This is a genomic window from Litchfieldia alkalitelluris (genome assembly GCF_002019645.1).
GTDB classification, from domain to species: domain Bacteria; phylum Bacillota; class Bacilli; order Bacillales; family Bacillaceae_L; genus Litchfieldia; species Litchfieldia alkalitelluris.
Map to the genome: position 1 here is coordinate 830,356 of NZ_KV917374.1, position 17,583 is coordinate 847,938.

Here is a 17,583-nt window from a genome sequence, read left to right on the forward strand (position 1 = left end):
ATAAGAGATTATGAGTTTTTTGCATCTTTATTATACATCTAGTAAAACAGGAATGAATGGTGGTTCGGGATTCCAAACTTACTCTATGTCTCCGGGAATTAGTCCTGAGGAAAAGGAAGAAATTGAACGTATAGGCATGTATACTCCCCCTAATGGGCTCTCACAAATGGCGGATGTGGAAACCATTGAAAACACGTATCCAAAGTCCTTTTACTATTATCCTTTAAAGAGTGGACGCTATGCTATTGGGGTGTCACAGTATGTTGGGAAGGACTATTCTGGGCGGTATGGGAACTATTTTTCCGATACTGTTGTATTTGAAAAGAACGACCTAAGAGGTTTGCCGATGGAATATTTCAAGTCTCATGGGTTTAGAGCCAAGTTAACCAAAGAGGAAGAGGAAAGTTTGGAACGCCCTCTCCCACTCCCGATAACCTTACAACTGCTAAAAGGAGAGTATATCAATAAACGTAGTGTTCTCCAATTTTTGAAGGAAGGGAATCGTTCAGAACAGCTAAAACAGCTGATTTCTGCAATAATTGGATATCACATTGACAAGCGGAGAATTGTGATCATTGATAAAAGTGAAAACATCTCCTTCTGGATTGGTGCAGTTCAGTATGTTCTACCTGAAGGTCTTGCAGCACAAATTCCGTTTACTACGTATACCAATGATCCTATGCGTCAAAATGCTTTAATTTGTGGGGTTCACGATGGGGAAGTACCGTCACCTATTTGGAATCAGCAATTTTATGTTTTTGATTTTTTACGTCAAAATCTAAGCTCAACAGATTCTACACGTTATGCTGAAACAGTAGTAGATTTGTTTATGAATGATCGTGATGAGCTAGATCAGTTCCTTTCCTTCGTTGGAATTTCAGGCTGGAACAGAATTGATAAGCATTTAGATGAGTTGCTTCAACTATATAAACTAGTCGTTCATGGACCACAATCCATTGATCGAGATGAATTACGAGAAGCGGTATCGATAGTAAGTAAATTGGATCATCAAAAGGGGCTCGTTGCCATCACTGATAAACTATTAAAAAGCTGGGGACGAAACAGTGATGAACTAACCGGGTTCGTGCTAGATGTTCCAAGTGATTTAATGGGCGAAATTACTGATTGGTGGTTCAAGGTAGCAGATTTATCGAAACAGAAAGAGCATATGATACTTGCTACTACATTTTTCTTTAACAGCTGGACTCAATTATTAATTGAAAAAGGTGAACAACATCAGGAGACAATGTCCTACTACAAGGGCATCATGGAAACCAACAAAAATAATCGTTCATTTAGTATGATTGCTCTTTCACCAAATAGACTGACAGGCGTATATGTTTATTGTAAAACAGAGAATCCAAAATTAATGCCTTTGTTTTTAACCGATTTTGTCCTACATGCCAAAAGGCTAAAGCTGGATTGGAAAGAATTAGACGAAGAACAACGCTCCTATCTACTGAAGATGTTAAATTTAGCGGTGGAGCATAAAATTGACTTAGCAGATATCTGTCAACACTTGGGGCAGTTGGAGCAAACATTTCTCCAAACTGTTGCTAACCTTATGGAAATTTACCGTAAAACAGATCAATTAGATAACGGAACATATCTTTTAACTTCATGCGTGTTAGGAATCGAAGAAGGAGTGGTGAATGGTAAACATTTTTCCAAACTTATTCTCCAAAACGAATATGTTGAGGAAGCAATGTTTAAAGTCTTAAAGACTCTAATTAAAGACTCGAAAAAGCCAATCACTAGACTTAATCAGTTACACACTATAATTTTTGCACATTCTAATGAATTCCATGAAATGAGTCTAAAATTGCTTGTGGAAGGTACAAATGATTTATTAAAGGCTTTGGTTGATGAAACGAATATTCAGGAAACGCAGGTTCTATTATCAAGTAAAAACCTAATGAATTTATTGTCAGAAACTAAGCGAATTAAGTTGATTGAAATAATAGAACAAAGGCTGCCTTTTTCCGATGATATTAGTCATTTTTCCTCCCTCTTAAAGGAACTTGAAATTCAACGAAGTCATCTTAGTACCAAGTCATCTAGTAATATCTCTTTGTTGTTAATGGAGTTATTAGAGTTAGATAAAGCAAAGGAGATAAAAACGGACTTCCTTAGTTTTTTAAATAAACAAGTGGGCTCTCTGACGAAAACTCAATATGAAGATTTACTCTTGTGGAGACTTCCATTAATGATTCAACTTGTTCAGAAAAAGACTCGTTTATTAGTGATGCTTTTTGATGCTTTGCATTGTTCAGAAAATAACGATGTATTCTTCAAATCTCTAATTAAAGAACCTACACGTTCTGGCAAAAGTGATAAATCTATTGTGCTTGCAGCATTCTGTTGTTGCCTTATAAAGCATAAGAAAAAATTGAGCGAGAGCGAAATAGACTATTTTGAACAAAATAGATCTTTATTTAAAAAAGTTAAAGACGAGGCTTCTAAACTACCAAACGGAGAGCAAACAGACGCTTATTTAGCAAAGATTCAAGTTAATTTCCCAGAACAAAAGGACGGCTCAATTTTTGGGAAAATGAAGAGTATGTTGAAAGTCAGAAAAAATGAAGGGTGAGGGTTAGGCAATGAATAGACTTCTTATGTTCCGAATAATTGATTGTATAACTCTTTGTATTATTACTCTTATGGGAATAAGTCTGGGCAGCCTAGAAATTGAATTTCTAGTTGTCCTTGGCCTTCCATCTCTTCTCCTTCTTTATTCAAGTTGGAAAGGTGATAGTGCATATATTCGTATAAGTGCTTTTAGTGCTTTAGTATTTATTTGGTCTTATCAATATCAATATTTGTTTGAAGAGTTATTTACATTAATTGTAGTTGCCATATTTATTGGAATATTCTTCAGACCACCCATCCACTTCCTTCGTACAACGGTTTATTCAAGTTGGGGAGTGGCACTGTATCTTCTTTGGAAGAAGCTTCACTTTGATTTGAGTGGATGGCAGTCTGAACTACTCATGGTGTTTTTTAATATAGGTTCTTACTTACCTTATATTTTATTACTAGGATTCTTCTTAGGGCTTGTCTTAACTTTTGTAGAGAAATCATATAATAGTCAAAATCTATATGTTGTTGTAATGGCAATTGCAGGAGCATTCGTATTAGTCCCTTTTTATCTTCTTTTGGGTGTAATTAGAGGTCTATATGAATCATTTTATGACTACTGGATTACTTTTTTGATGAAATTTAAGGTTCAACCTAAATTGGTTGGGACAAAAATGGAGCATTATTTAGCTTCAGCAGCGATTGAAAACTGGAAGAGCATCTGGAGTGGAAGCTTCAAATCCAATCGTTATACGGTCAGTGTGTGGAAACAAGATGTGAAGGATTACTTTAGAAGATATGGATTTTTCCTTGCTTGTTACTATAGTCTTTTGAAACAGATTGGAATTGTTACTTTGACTATTATAGCTCCACTAGTTAATGTGGTTTTTAGTGTCGTACACTATATCCTTTTGGTTTTTTGTCTGTTTGTCTATCAGGTTCTTCGTATAGGCTTTTATTATTTGGATGCCCTTTATCGGAAGTTTCATAAGGTGGAAATGGTTTGTCCGACTTGCTATCACCAAGATGAAATTCCAGCCTATGTGTGTTCACACTGTCAAACAGTTCATGATGATCTTATGCCAAATCATTTCGGAATCTTTAAAAGGAAATGTACATGCGGAAATTCATTGCCAACATCTATTTTAAATGGGCGTAGTGAACTAAAGGCCGAATGTCCAAAATGTCATTCAGCTTATGAAGGAAAAGAATCAACACCAATCATTATTCCGATGATTGGTGGAAAAATGGCGGGGAAAACAAGCTTTTTAACAAAAGGCATAGAACAGCTTTATCAGTCGACTTTGGTGGAGAATGATATATCCTTCCACTGGGGTAGTGTGGTACAAGCGATTAACTTTGAAGATTTATCGAAAAAGGTAAATGCGAAGCAAGCACCACCGAAAACGGACGCAATGTTACCAAGGGCGTGGACAATGAGGTTGAATCAGAAAAAATGGGCACGTCCAAAGTTGGTTACACTTTTTGATCCAGCGGGCGAAGTTTTTAATAGAACTGATTATATGAAGAAACTCGAATATCTTTCATATAGTGATGGTTTTATTTTGGTCGTTGATTCAACTTCACTTTTAGGTGCAGACGTATCCTTCAATTATGAGCAGCAAAATACTGCTACAATTTCACCTGAAGAACTAATTGACAGATTGCTTCTATATTATCAAGAAGAACAGGGGATCAAAGTCCATGAAACGATAGGCACACCATTAGCAATTGTCTTTCATAAAGCTGAAAAAGGGAATTATGAGCAAACTGCACATGAGGTTTCGGCAACAAGAGAGTTTGGCAAGGGAAGGCACGAGGATTGCAAACAATGGCTTCAGGCTAATGGATATCATAATTTGTTGAGAAAGTTAGATCATCAATTTACAAGCTACCGCTTCTTTACCTCTAGTTCCTTTGATGATACCAAAGGAGTTGCACCAGAGAATGTGATTAGATGGATTTTAAATTCTTCCAATAAAGGATTTAAATTGGTAGAAAAGAAGGAGGGGTAAAATTGAGTAGGAAAGAAAAATGGGCAGCTATCATTGCAAGTTCTTTTGTCATACCGATATTAGTCTTTTGTCTTCCATTAGTCTATTCTGTAATGATAAAGCTCTTTGATCTCCCTTTTCTAACAAATCCGGGTGCTTTGATGTTAGAGGCCCGGGAGGTTGTTGTTCAACCGATGATGTATGCAGATGAATTGGATAGCATTGAAAAGACAACAGCTACTCCTAAAGGTATTGTGAAAGTTTCCAGTGAACGTGCAAACATTCGTAGCAAACCAAAGGTTGTTAAAGGCAATGAAATCGGTGAAACAACAAAGGGCAATTATTTACTGTACTATGATACAGAGAAGGTTAACGATGCCCTTTGGTACCGAATTCAAAAAAGAGATGACCTCGCAGCTGGCTGGATAAGTTATATCACAGTAAAAGAAGTAGCCACCTCTGAAAATGAAGTCGATGATATGGAGCCTTTAGAAGAATTTATGGATCAATACTTACAAAATGTAATAAAATCAATCGAAAGTTATGATTTTTCAATTGTAGAGCCATTTTTACTTCCGAAAAGCGCAATATACAAGGAACAAAAGGATTATTTAAACTATTTGAGTGAAAAGCAAATCCAAGAAGAGTTACTCTCACATCGAGTGATTGATGCAATCGTTCTTGAGAAAGACCAAATTTGGATTAGAACCATCGAATTCTACAATATCACTTATGGTGATGGAAGTGTAAAAAGGAAAGATTTTGTAAGTGAATATTTAATTACTGTTGTTGATGAAAACGAGTATAAACTTAATCGTTTACTTGGTACATATCAACAAAATTAGTAGGTTGTTCTTGAATGGGAAAGACTCTGGATTATATACCAGAGTCTTTTTTTATACTAAAATCAAATTTTTTATTAAAATATATAATTTCACTGTTTACAATATTATTACTTAATGATATATTTATTACATCAAATGAAACGGATGGTGATTGAAATGAACAAAATAATTAACCAATTGACTACAAGTGCTGAAATTGTTAACTATCTTTCCTTTTTGAATCCAACTCATGAATCTTGTTTTGAACAAGTTCAACGAAAATTACAGTTAGTTCGTAAGCAAAAATTATTTTTGGATCAGGTTCAATCGATCCGTTTGTCCGAGCATGCAGCAGCACGATGGAATGAGCGTGTAGGTCCTTGTGTTACAGAAGCTAAATTAGTAGGGATTCTTAATAGCTTATTACAAGTTCCAGGTTCCATTAGATTAGTTAATCATGAAGAAGGTCGAATTGACGATGATATTGTCTTCACATATTTTATTGAAGAGGGTCAAATGGTCATCACAACATTCTATGGTAGAATTTCGCTTCGTCCTGCTTTAAATAACTTAAATTTATTAAAGAGATTTAATCATAATGAACATGATTCTTATAACTTAGGGGTATCAGTGGAAACTCTAAATGAGCAATTGCTTCCTTTATTCCCTAAGGAGATTATTAAATATAAGGGAAGCAAAAATGTTTATCTAATTGAAAAGTATACGAACACCGAAAATAAATCATGCCTGTTTTTTTATAAGGTCTCAACGGGCCATGTAACAGAAACAATAAAAATTGATCCTACTAAACCGGAACGTGCACTTCTAACAAGAAGAACTTTATATATTCTTTTTCGTTTAGGGTATGAAGACTTCGTTTTAGAACATCTTATGTTCCATAAACCAGAGGCTGTACAAGAGGTAAGAAGTAAAGCTCTATTAGAGGAAATCTTAAGTCAGAAGAGCAGTTACTTGTCAACAAACGCTGTATATTACGGTATGATTCCATATGCTCCAATCGTGAAGAGTGGGGAGAGAGTTGGACTGATTCAAGCAAGCTAGGCAAATAGCATAGATTAATAAGATGATAGCCGCATTTAAATTCCTATTTGGATGCGGCAAGTTTGTTTTCTTGGGTAAACATCCATGCTAAATAAGTATTTCGCACCATGGTGTATGAAAAAATGTTTCCTCCTCAGTGTGGAATGAGCGAGCGGAGAGCCACCGGACTCCTGCCGGATCCAGTGGTCTCGTGAGACCCCGCAGGGCTAAAGGTGACGGACGACGATCACCGCCTGCGTTATCCTGCAAGTGAACTGCAGCGATTGAATCTATAACTTTTAGGTAGAAAATTATAAAAATAGTAAAATTATAGGGGAGGATATAGTATAATCCTACTAGGGAATAATTACTACATATGATCAACAGAACTGATTAAGGAGGAAGTAAGATGGAGGGATTTGTTCCAGTCTTTTTTGTAATTATCATTATTATTGCTATATTTTCTCTTACCCAAGCCTTATCAATTAAAACAAAATCGTGGAAAATCGGTACGTTTGTCGATGAGGATGAGGCTAGACAATATGTAGAAATGGTTAACAAGCTCATATATGTTCCCAATAAGCCGACTTATTGGAATTCCATGAAGGATAGCTATTGGAAGATTATTCGTTCTGATGAAGTAAGTTACCAAACAAAGTATGCTTTGTATGACGCAATGAGTAAACATAATGTAAGAGGAATCAAGCCTCCTCGTAAACAGGAGCGCCCATCTCAACCTACCTATTATCGACACGAGAATAGAGGACAAGGACAAACCGCAAAACCACGGAATGATTCTAATCTTGAAAAGAAGCAGCAGCCAAATCCAAAATATCAAGAATATCGAACGCAATCTACTGCTGAAAACAAGCAACACCAAGAGTATAAACAAAAGAAGAAGTATGTTGAATACCGTCAATAGATTTAGGATTCACCTTAAAATATCACGTAAGAAAGCAATCTATTTAATTCATTAAGAATAATCAGACTGCAAAAAATACCATAATGTGCCCCCAATTTGGATTGTAGAGCTTCTTTTAGGACTCGTACCAAATTGGGGGTTTTTTTATCATGGAATTACAGATTAATCATTTTTATTTATTTGATTGATGGCTACACTCTTCTAAATAAATTTTTTGTGTAATATTTTAATAATATATTATTTAAATAAATATCACTATATGTTATAATATTATTAATTAGTAATTCGTTATAAGGAGATTCCACTATTTTTCGTTCGTATTTATGGCAGCTCGTATGATATGAACAACAGGCAATTGAGCATATCGAATTGCAAAAACATTATTTAATAATTTAGGAGATGAATAATGAAACATAGAAACAGTCAAGGAATGATCAGAATATGAGTTTTTTAAGCCCAATTGTACTAATAGGTTTATTCTACATTGAATTTATAGGGATTTTTATCTTATATAAGAAACATCAAGTAGTAGCTGAAAAAGTTGATGGATTAAAGGAACTTTTCACTGGAAAAGGTAAAGTTATTAATAACCTTGAGTTAATAAAAGCTCTCACATTGAAATTGAAGAAGTAAATAGACAAAGTGATCTCCCGTTACCGCCACCACCGGAAGGGAGTATTAAAAGGAGACTTTATGACTTGTTTAAACTAGAAGATGATGAACATGAAGAACTAGATGATAATGATGATGATGATGACTTTGGGGATTTATTCACAAATGAAGCATACAGTAAAACACTAGATGTTATCTCATATTCCTGTGTGAGTTATCCACCAGCGTTTTTGTTTTATGTTTTGCTAGATGTGTTGGGGATTAACTCTTGGTTATATTAATTAATGACTTATTATTAATCTATTAGAGTAAACTGTAAGGGAAAGTGAGTGAGCGGTAATATGAATCGTATTCTACATGCTTGGCATTTTGTTGAGAATTTGACCCCCGGTGAAGTGCCTAAAATACCAGGAAATAGCTTTGGGAAACGATTGAAAATCAAACAACCACGAGTTCAAACATTAGATCTTGGAGATGAGATTTGGAATCAAGTTAAACTAATGAACTCTGAAAAGGATCGTCTAGTATTTAGATATTATTTAGATTGTTATCGCCAGCATAATTTAATTACGTTTCTTAGAAGTCATTTTCAAAACAGTGATGAAGTAGTTAATCCAAATTGGAGTAGAAAGTATAGTATGACCTTTTCTGTTAATGAAAAAGGGAAGTATATCGAAGACTCTCTTTTTATTCCTCCACTACAGCTTTTAATAACAAAGTTAAAAAATAATGGTGTATATAAAACAGATCATTTCACAGAAGAGCATCTTTTACTTCTCAATGATTGGGAAGAGTTTGCGAGATCCACCTTTTTAGATGGGGAAGTAAATGAGAAAGGAATTCAAAAGCTCCTTAATAAATATAATAAATCGTTTTATCGTCTATCGAAGAAGAATATTCATTATGCTGAACACTTTATTGAAACAGTCATTTTAGAGAAAAATGAGGAACTAGAATCAAAGAAGCTGACAAGTTTTTTTACATCGGATCTAGAACGAATAATAGAACAAAAACCCAATGAAACACTTCGCCAGTTTTTGGAAGGATGCCCGTTAGCAGTAGATATAAATGAAAATCGCTCTGCTATTGAAAAGTGGCTACAACCGAGAAATTTACCTACGGGACGTTGGCCATCGACAAACCAGTACCGATTATCTTTAATGCAGCAAGTAGCGGTAAACCAAGTGATTAATGAAAAAGAGAAGATAAATTCTGTGAATGGTCCACCTGGGACAGGCAAGACTACTCTACTTAAGGATATATTTGCACAAATTATTGTTGATCGTGCGTCAGAAATGGCGAGTCTTTCAGAACCTAAAGAAGGATTTATGGGAAATAACCAATCGTTAATTCAGTCATTAACCCGTTTTAAAATGGTTATAGCATCTAGTAATAATGGGGCTGTAGAGAATATCTCAAAGGACTTACCTAAATTAGCTGAGTTAAACTTAAACCTTGATTGCCCTCTTGATCGTATGTACAAAAAAGAACTGGATGACCTAGCATTCTTTCATGAGCTTTCAAAGGAACTTGTATTTGGTATAAAGGAGGCTACTACCTCTAATGAAAATGTTTTTGCGCCTATTTCAGTAGCTCTCGGTAAAAAAAGTAATCAAACACAAGTAGCTGAGGTTATGAAAGTTGAAAAAGTGTTGAAACTCTTTGCTGAAGAATTAAAAAATCAAGAGTCATCTTCATGGGAAGAGGCAGTGAAGGAATTTTTAAGTTTAAAACAAGAAATAGAACGAGAAAAGCAAATCTTACAGTTATATATTGATAAACTAAAAGATTTACCTCATTTCAAAGCAATGTTAGCAAGTATATTAACTGAAAGAAAAAAATATAAACAACAACTGAAGGACATAGAGCATGAGCTTTCTGCTATTCATTCTAAAATTAATGATGAGAAGCTGAAACTAAGATCACAACCTAAGCAAACAATATTGCAGCTTTTAACAAAAAGGAATAATCAAACAATAAGTATTGTTGAAAAAATAAAAACAGAGATATCAAATCTCTATCAAGAGGAGAAAAATAAACAAGCTATATGTAAAGCGTTACAAAGAAAACTTCACAAACTTGATCATAAGTATCACCAACTAAAACAGGAAAAGCAAGATTATCTTTTTTTACAAAAAAAGTTTGAAAAAGAACGGTTAAAGCAGTCTACTCATTCACATTGGTCATTGTCTAAGGAAGCGTATGCAGAACGCCAAAAAGACGTTATTTGGCAGACGGATTCTTTAAATTTTAAAAGAGGTCTCTTATTTATTAAGGCTATGAAGCTTCACAAATTATTTCTTATAAATAACGCAACTGCTATAAAGCGATCCCTTACTATTTTTGGAGATCGAAGTATAGTTGATATGAATACAAGTGAGGGAACATCTGAAATTAAAAATATGTGGAATGTCATTCACCTCTTCTCGCCAATTATTAGTACTACCTTTGCAAGCTTTTCACAAATGTATAAGGGTATAGATAAAGATTTTATCTCATATTTATTTATTGATGAAGCTGGTCAGGCGACCCCGCAACAAGCAGCTGGAGCTTTGTGGAGGTCGAAAAAAGCTATAATTGTAGGAGATCCGATTCAAATAGAGCCAGTTGTCACGTTAGATGAAACTATACTTAATGATGTTCGAACAAGATTTAATATTGAGAGTCACTTTCTAAATCTAAATTCTTCTGTACAAGTGATAGCTGATTTAGCAAATCCAATAGGTACAATCACAAAGCGTGATAAGCGTATAGGGATTCCACTTTGGGTGCATCGTCGATGTGCAAACCCGATGTTTGGAATTTCAAATAAAATAGCCTATGACAATAATATGGTACTTGGAAAAGACAGTGAGAAAAGCATTGGTATTTGGTATAACTGCTTTGGAAAAGCAAGAGATAAACATTATGTTGAGGAGCAAGGAAGGTTTGTTTTAGAGAAAATAAAACTACACTTCAAACACCTTGCAAAGGGTGTAATGCCAAATATATACATTATTACACCCTTTACAAAGGTGAAAACAGAGTTAATTCAGTTGTTGAAAGTGGAATTGAGTGCAGCGTTAACAGGTATAGAGCCTAAAGAGTTAAATAAATGGATTGAAAAGTCAATTGGAACAGTTCATACATTTCAGGGAAAAGAAGCCGATATTGTCTACTTTGTGGTAGGCACAGATCATCATTCAGATTCAGCTGCAGATTGGTCCTGCAAGAAGGCAAACCTTCTTAACGTAGCCGTTTCACGTGCGAAGTTAGAATTCTATCTAATTGGAGACTTTGAACGACTAAGTAAAAAGAAAAATTACAGCGACTTTGCAGAAAGATTAACCATTCAATCTGGGGAAGCATAGGGACGGTTCTCGTGCTTCTTTTTTAATTATGTTATTAGTAGTAAAGTATTTATTTAGTTATTTTGTTGATGGCAAATGGAAGTTCAAAGTCATTTTAGAATCAAGTTGACAGAAAAAAATCACCTTAAAAGCCTTGTAGCGAGTGCACAATCCACTACAAGGCTATTTGCTTACAACTCCGGTGCTCGACGATGTTTCGTTGCTTGCTCATATGCATAAGCATATTTAATAAGTGTTGGTTCACTGAATGGTCTTCCTAGCATCTGCAATCCAGCGGGGAGATTTCCGTAAGTGAATCCCATCGGCACGGTTAGCGCCGGGAAGCCAGTAGGTGGGCTCATTTGATAGCTGTTATTCCCGTGTGGACTTTCCCAATCTCCAATTTTTCTTGGGGGATAGTTCCATGTAGGGAAGATGAACACATCTACTTCTTGGTCGGCCATCGCTTTTAAAATTGATAAACGATAGACTTCACGGTTTACCTCAGATTTATAGAAATCAGGGTCATCTTCAGGTGGAAGTTTTACTCCATGAGCATATTTCATTCCTTCTTCAATCGAAGGGTGATATTTGCCTGATTCGATAATTTCGTCTAACGATTTAACGGGAGCATTTGGGCCAAGGGTTTCAAGGTATGCTTTTATGTCTGTTTTCATAGTAAAAGGTCCATTTGCATTTTGAAACAGCTGTTCAAGGTTAGGGATGTTAAAATCATCAACAATTATAGCACCTTGGTTTCTCAAATCAATGATCGCTTGCTCTATTAACTGTTTGACCTCTGAATCAATTTCTTCGTCAGGAAAATATTGACGAAGGACCCCAATTCGAGCGCCATTGAGACCATTTTTGTCGCAAAAATCCAGATAACTATCGGGCATATGTCCAACACTTTTTGCGGTTACAGGATCTTTCGGGTCATAGCCGGCAATTGTGTCTAAAATAATTGCAGCATCAGTAACGGTTCTTGCCAACGGTCCGCCGATATCTCTGCTTAAAATAATCGGTACAATCCCATCGCGGCTAGTCAGTCCCATCGTTGATCGAATACCTACTAAACTCGTATGTGAACCAGGTCCTCTGATTGAATTTCCAGTATCAGTCCCAAGTCCAACAACAGCAAAGTTAGCCGCAATCGCAGCAGCGGTTCCACCACTTGAACCAGCAGGAACTCTTTCAATGTCATATGGATTTACAGTTGTGCCCCCGATGGAGCTCACCGTTTCATTTGGACTGAATGCAAACTCAGCCATATTCGATTTCGCAATAATTACAGCACCTGCTTCACGTAGCTTTGCTACCTGAAAGGCATCATCCGGTGGAATCGAGCCCTCTAGTGACTTCGAGCCTGCAGTGGTTGGCATATCATATGTATCGTAATTATCCTTCACAATCACAGGGATCCCGTGCAAAAGTCCGCGGGGTCCTTTTGTTGCTCGCTCGTCATCCAAAGCAGCAGCTGTTTCCAGTGCGTTTGGGTTAATGATAGTAAGTGCATTGAGGATCGAATCATATTGTTGGATTCGCTCTAAATACATTTGGACAAGTTGTTTTGAAGTGACTTTTCCTTGTTCCATCGCATCTTGTAACTCGGTAATCGTGGCTTCTTCTAGCTTAAACATAATGTTCGACCTCCTTGTGAGCATGGGTGTGAGCATGGGAGCATGGGGACGGTTCTCATGCTTCTTTTTTGTGTTTTGTTTTGTTTGAGTTGAGACAATATTCTATTTATTTAGTATAAGTTAGTCTGGTGAAAGAGTCGAGTAGAGAGGAGAGTGGGGAACTTGTTTTTTATGGATTGGAACAGCTTCATTAGTATTTTGTATTTATCCCATATAGAGAAATCCCTGGTGTCGTAGTTTGCTGCATAGGGTGGGGATTTCTATATTATTGTTTTGCTGAATTAAGTCTCATGTATTACCCAAACGTTGCTGGAGATCATTCCCAACGCTTCCTGACCAAAGAACCGTCCTGGCGCTTTCTGCCCGAACGAAGCGAAGCACGGTACGTCCCCGGCTGTGCTTCCCGCCAAAACGAAGCGTGAGAACCGTCCCCGTGCTTCCCCCGCCAAAACGAAGCGTGAGAACCGTCCCGGCCGTGCTTTTCGCCAAAACGAAGCGTGAGAACCGTCCCACTGCTTCCCACTGCTTCACTTCGGCCACATTTGTTTGTTGTAGGCCATGTCCCAGAACATGTATTCATAGCGGGTTGTGTTGAGGAAGATTTCCTCGAGCTTAGCTAGTTCTTGTTCTGATTTGCCTGCTGCTAATTCGTCCATGAGGCTGATGCACCACTGCGCTAATGAACCGAATTCGTCTGAGGCATACATGCTGATCCATTCTCCGTAAAACTCATGGTCAGAAGCTCCAGGGATTTCATTTAATTCCTTGCCGATTTCCCAATAACTCCACATGCATGGTAATAATGCTGCTACTAACTCAGCAAGTGCTCCATTTTGCGCAACATGTAGCATATAGTGAGAGTATGCTAGTGTAATAGGCGAAGGGTCTGCGCTTTCTAGCTCTTCAACCGTAATATCAAACTTCTTCGCATATTGCCGATGTAATTCCATTTCTTCATTTAACGTTGAGTTTAACAGAGCAGCAAACTTGCCCATTGTTGCTAAGTCATTGGCTTTTATAGCCCCTAATGCAAAAAGCTTTGCGTAATCTATTAAATATAAATAGTCTTGAATCATGTAAAAGCGAAATGATTCCTTGTCTAGTGTTCCGTTACCCATTCCGACCACAAAAGGGTGGCTGTGATTTGCTTTCCAAACTGGTTCTAACTTCTCTAAAAGCCGTTCTGTAAACGTCATTTTACATTCCTCCGTGTTATTTTTTTGTATTACACCATGAATAAATAAACTCTATCATCACCTTTGTAAAGTGAGTTAACTGTTCAATTGAGACCTTTTCATTTACTGCATGTGCGTTTTCTAAGTTTCCAGGTCCATAAATAGCAGCTGGAATGCCAGCATCTCCAAACCAACCTCCATCTGTGACGGTGGGGGATACACCAACCACTGCTTGCTTATGGAGTACCTGTTCATGAGAGGCCATTAATGTGTGTACAGCTGGATGATTTGCATCAACCTCAAGTGACGGAAACACTTCGCCACGGTCAACGATCATCGATGTTCCACCCCATTCAAATAGAGGAGGGTTTTCTCTTAACCAAATGTCAGCTTCAGCAATCCGAGAGATGTGCTCTTCTATTTCTTTTGCGACCTGTTCATACGTTTCATTTGGGTAAAAATGGACCGTAATCCACAAGCGACATTCATCGGCAATAAAAGCAGCGTGACGACCACCTTCAATCACAGCAGGATTAATCGTATTCGTACCTGGTTCATAACCTGGATAGCTTTTCATCACTGCCCAATGGCGTTCTAATTCTTGTAACCCTTGAACAATTTTCATCATTTTTTCAATCGCACTTGCACCGAGTAATTTTCCACCCGCATGAATCATTCGTTTCCTCGTTGCATCATGAAATGTCTGCTTACTTTTAACTGTAATCCAACCTGTAATGACGCCGCCTTGACCTTGAATATGTAAATCACTCGTATCGACTACAACAGCAAAGTCAGCTGTATAGCCGCGCTTGCAGCATTCTAGTGTCCCAGCTTCACCAACTTCTTCGCCAATGACTGATTGAAAAATCAAGTCACCGCCAAGATCCAATCCGGCTTCCCGTAAAAGTTGAATCGCAAACAAAGCCCCACCGAGGCCGCCTTTCATATCACTTGCTCCACGCCCCAACAGATATCCATCTTTTACTACTGGTAAAAAAGGTCCTGTTTCCCAGTCTTCACCCGGGCTTATCTCAGCGACATCAACATGGCCATTAACGATCAAACTTTTATGTGAAGAAGAATCTGTCCCTTTTAAAATACCAACAACATTCGGGTCACCCGGATACACATCCCACTTATCAACCGAAAAACCTTTTTCCTCAAGAAACGAAGCAACAAACTGCTGTGCATCCTCTGTATTTCGTGCCGGTGGGGCAGGTGTTTCAAAACTAATCAGAGTTTCGACTAATGAGATGAGCTCATCTTGACGTTGGTCGACTTGATTTAATAAATTAGCTAATCTAGCATCCATAAAATAACTTCCTCCAATATAGGATTAATAGGTTGAGATCATTGCGACTAGCACCTTAATGCTCTTGACGAGATCGAGCTTTTCTATTAAAAAAATATAATAAAAAAACCACATTCTATTAAGAAAGTGGTTACATTCAAGTGAGAACAGGATAACAAAAATTACCCCAAATTACTTGTTGCCACTTCCCTTCGCTAGTATTATCTAGAGCAGGTTAAAAGGGTTAAGACACACGTCTCTCTCAGCAAAAGCACCCCTAGTGAAAAAAATGTATAAAATTAGTCATACCCTATTTTAACCACAAAAGATTCAAGGAAGCAAGGGGACGGTTCTCGTGCTTCTTTTTTGGAGTTTAGCAGTTGATACTTCATCGTCACTCCTTATTTTGGGAGCACGAGAACCGTCCCGGTGCTCCGGAAAAAAAGACTATTGACATTGATAATCATTATCATGTAGAATTAAAAATGGTAAGACTACCCCTCTTATCGAAAGTACCTTGGGATCTCGTTCCTCCCCTTTGATCATGGCCGAGATCTCAATCCCCTAGAATTTCATAATCATAAGCAATTAAAAATTGAAATCATATTGAGTAGAGTAGGTTTCTTTCTTGTTTCAGCAAGGAAGCGCAAGAACCGTCCCCTTGCTTCCGCCAGTGTGTTATAATGGTGGTATAGGAGGCGATTGTGATATGAGTAATCATGTTCGAATTGTTGAGAAAAACGTAGAGGTTTTGCTGGAAGTGAACAGAGTGGCTTTTTATGCTCAAGGTAAAGTGGTTGAGTGTAGAGGGTTTGAGGACAACCAGGTGTTTTATTTGTACTTTTATAAAAATGAGTTTCTGACTGGTAAACGTGCTACCAAAGTGAAGCCTGGCTGCTTTTTTGAAACTGCGATGAAACATGGAATCACATTCGATGCCCCACATCCTATGATTGATCAACTTTTTCCATCCAATCAAACGCTCCCCATTATAAGTTTGAAACAGTTACTTGATAAACTTGAACAACAAAAAACTCCACAAGAAATTGCACTTATCCTTTCATTTTTTAACGACTTCATTAAACCCGAATCACTTCAAAAGGTCATTGAAAAACAGTTTTTCGAGTACAGACGAAATGGTCAACTGTTGAATGCCTATCAAATCCTTCAAATTGCAAAGCTCATGAACCAATGTGTCTGGGCAAGAGAAACCGCCAATCGAATTGAATACCAAAAATATGATAAACAGTATAGCCAAAGCTATGAGACTCTTCTTAAAATAGATCCGCTGTTTGCAGAGCTTAAAAGTTATCCTAATCGCCACAAGGAGACCGTTCTGTCTACTATTTTTAAAAGCAAAAGCCGAAGTCTTGACCTACTTGCACTAAGGTTTGAAGACTTTACTACTTCACCCACTGTGGAAACCTATCAAACACTCACCACACTAATCCGATCATACTTAAGTCAAATCGACTATGTTAACACTTTACTGTTTTTACAAAAAAACACACCTTTCCCACAGCTTCAGCAGGATTTGATAGATCTATTACTTGAACGTAAAGATTATCAACAAGTGTTTGCTCTCATTAGCAATTATTCAATCGGACTAAGTTTCATCCAAAAAGAGAAATTGAAGGATTATCTCTTATCTGATGATGTACTTGTATCAGAGTATACCTGCTTACACTTAGTTACCCTATTCAAATCTGAGCGTCAAACGTTAGAACAGATTCTGCGACAATGTGTAATGACGCTATTGAAAAAACATCATATTGGCTATGTGAATCAGTGGTTACATCCATTAAAAATAGGTCAACTTTCACTTCCGATTTTGTCTACAATTGAAAAAATGGCTATCATGCAGGATGACCCAGACAAGCAATTTTTACTAGGGGAGTATTACCATGAACTCCAGCAGTACGAAAAAGCGATCGAATGCTTCAGCTGGGAAATGGAACTCAACTCCACCGATCCACTCCCCGTTAAATGGCTATCCAAACTATACAAAGAACTGGGCATGACTAACGAATCCAAAGACTACCAACAAGTATTCCTAAGCATGCAAAAACATGCTTAGGGGAAGCACGGGGACGGTTCTCGTGCTTCTTTTTTGAATTCCCGGGAGCAGTGGGACGGTTCTCATGCTTCTCTTTTCATGAATTTGTCATAATTATTTTG

Annotated in this window: 12 protein-coding genes and 1 riboswitch; of the genes, 9 read left to right on the forward strand and 3 right to left on the reverse strand. The window is 37.2% G+C overall.

The features are described 5' to 3' along the window. Positions 1 to 10 precede the first annotated feature (10 nt). From BK579_RS03910 to BK579_RS03945, 8 genes are all read left to right on the forward strand, one after another. The gene (locus BK579_RS03910; RefSeq protein WP_078543661.1) at positions 11 to 2,590 is read left to right on the forward strand and encodes a GAP1-N2 domain-containing protein; all 2,580 of its coding nucleotides are present in this window, start codon (positions 11 to 13) and stop codon (positions 2,588 to 2,590) included. Positions 2,591 to 2,600: 10 nt separating this feature from the next. Next, positions 2,601 to 4,592 carry a TRAFAC clade GTPase domain-containing protein gene (locus tag BK579_RS03915; protein WP_078543663.1) on the forward strand — a complete coding sequence of 664 codons (1,992 nt, stop codon included), beginning with the start codon at positions 2,601 to 2,603 and terminating at the stop codon, positions 4,590 to 4,592. A 2-nt stretch (positions 4,593 to 4,594) separates the two neighbouring features. Then, entirely contained in the window at positions 4,595 to 5,416 is an 822-nt protein-coding gene (locus tag BK579_RS03920; RefSeq protein WP_078543665.1) for a TcaA NTF2-like domain-containing protein, read from the forward strand. 156 nt (positions 5,417 to 5,572) lie between these two features. Further along, positions 5,573 to 6,457 carry a hypothetical protein gene (locus tag BK579_RS03925; RefSeq protein ID WP_078543666.1) on the forward strand — a complete coding sequence of 295 codons (885 nt, stop codon included), beginning with the start codon at positions 5,573 to 5,575 and terminating at the stop codon, positions 6,455 to 6,457. Positions 6,458 to 6,845: 388 nt separating this feature from the next. Beyond that, positions 6,846 to 7,358, forward strand: a complete 513-nt coding sequence (locus tag BK579_RS03930) for a hypothetical protein (RefSeq protein WP_078543668.1) — start codon at positions 6,846 to 6,848, stop codon at positions 7,356 to 7,358. 441 nt (positions 7,359 to 7,799) lie between these two features. Then, positions 7,800 to 7,991 carry a hypothetical protein gene (locus BK579_RS03935; protein WP_078543670.1) on the forward strand — a complete coding sequence of 64 codons (192 nt, stop codon included), beginning with the start codon at positions 7,800 to 7,802 and terminating at the stop codon, positions 7,989 to 7,991. Between the two features lie 65 nt (positions 7,992 to 8,056). Then, entirely contained in the window at positions 8,057 to 8,251 is a 195-nt protein-coding gene (locus BK579_RS03940) for a hypothetical protein (protein ID WP_078543671.1), read from the forward strand. Between the two features lie 60 nt (positions 8,252 to 8,311). Then, positions 8,312 to 11,320 (forward strand): DEAD/DEAH box helicase, encoded by a 3,009-nt coding sequence (locus BK579_RS03945; protein ID WP_139365036.1) that lies wholly within the window; start codon positions 8,312 to 8,314, stop codon positions 11,318 to 11,320. A 170-nt stretch (positions 11,321 to 11,490) separates the two neighbouring features. Here the strand turns inward: BK579_RS03945 and BK579_RS03950 are convergent, their stop codons facing one another. The 3 genes from BK579_RS03950 to BK579_RS03960 form a co-directional block, all read right to left on the reverse strand. Further along, complete coding sequence (locus tag BK579_RS03950) at positions 11,491 to 12,939, reverse strand: amidase family protein (RefSeq protein ID WP_204524671.1); 1,449 nt, start codon at positions 12,937 to 12,939, stop codon at positions 11,491 to 11,493. Between the two features lie 527 nt (positions 12,940 to 13,466). Continuing rightward, positions 13,467 to 14,135: a thiaminase II gene (gene tenA, locus BK579_RS03955; RefSeq protein WP_078543674.1), complete on the reverse strand. Its 669-nt coding sequence runs from the start codon at positions 14,133 to 14,135 to the stop codon at positions 13,467 to 13,469. 16 nt (positions 14,136 to 14,151) lie between these two features. Then, a complete protein-coding gene (locus tag BK579_RS03960; RefSeq protein WP_078543675.1) occupies positions 14,152 to 15,426 on the reverse strand; it encodes an acetylornithine deacetylase in 1,275 nt (424 codons plus the stop codon). A gap of 169 nt (positions 15,427 to 15,595) precedes the next feature. Continuing rightward, a riboswitch (TPP riboswitch) is annotated at positions 15,596 to 15,694 on the reverse strand. Positions 15,695 to 16,114: 420 nt separating this feature from the next. Between BK579_RS03960 and BK579_RS03965 the strand changes: the two genes are divergently transcribed. Then, the gene (locus BK579_RS03965; protein WP_078543677.1) at positions 16,115 to 17,482 is read left to right on the forward strand and encodes a tetratricopeptide repeat protein; all 1,368 of its coding nucleotides are present in this window, start codon (positions 16,115 to 16,117) and stop codon (positions 17,480 to 17,482) included. Positions 17,483 to 17,583 lie beyond the last annotated feature (101 nt).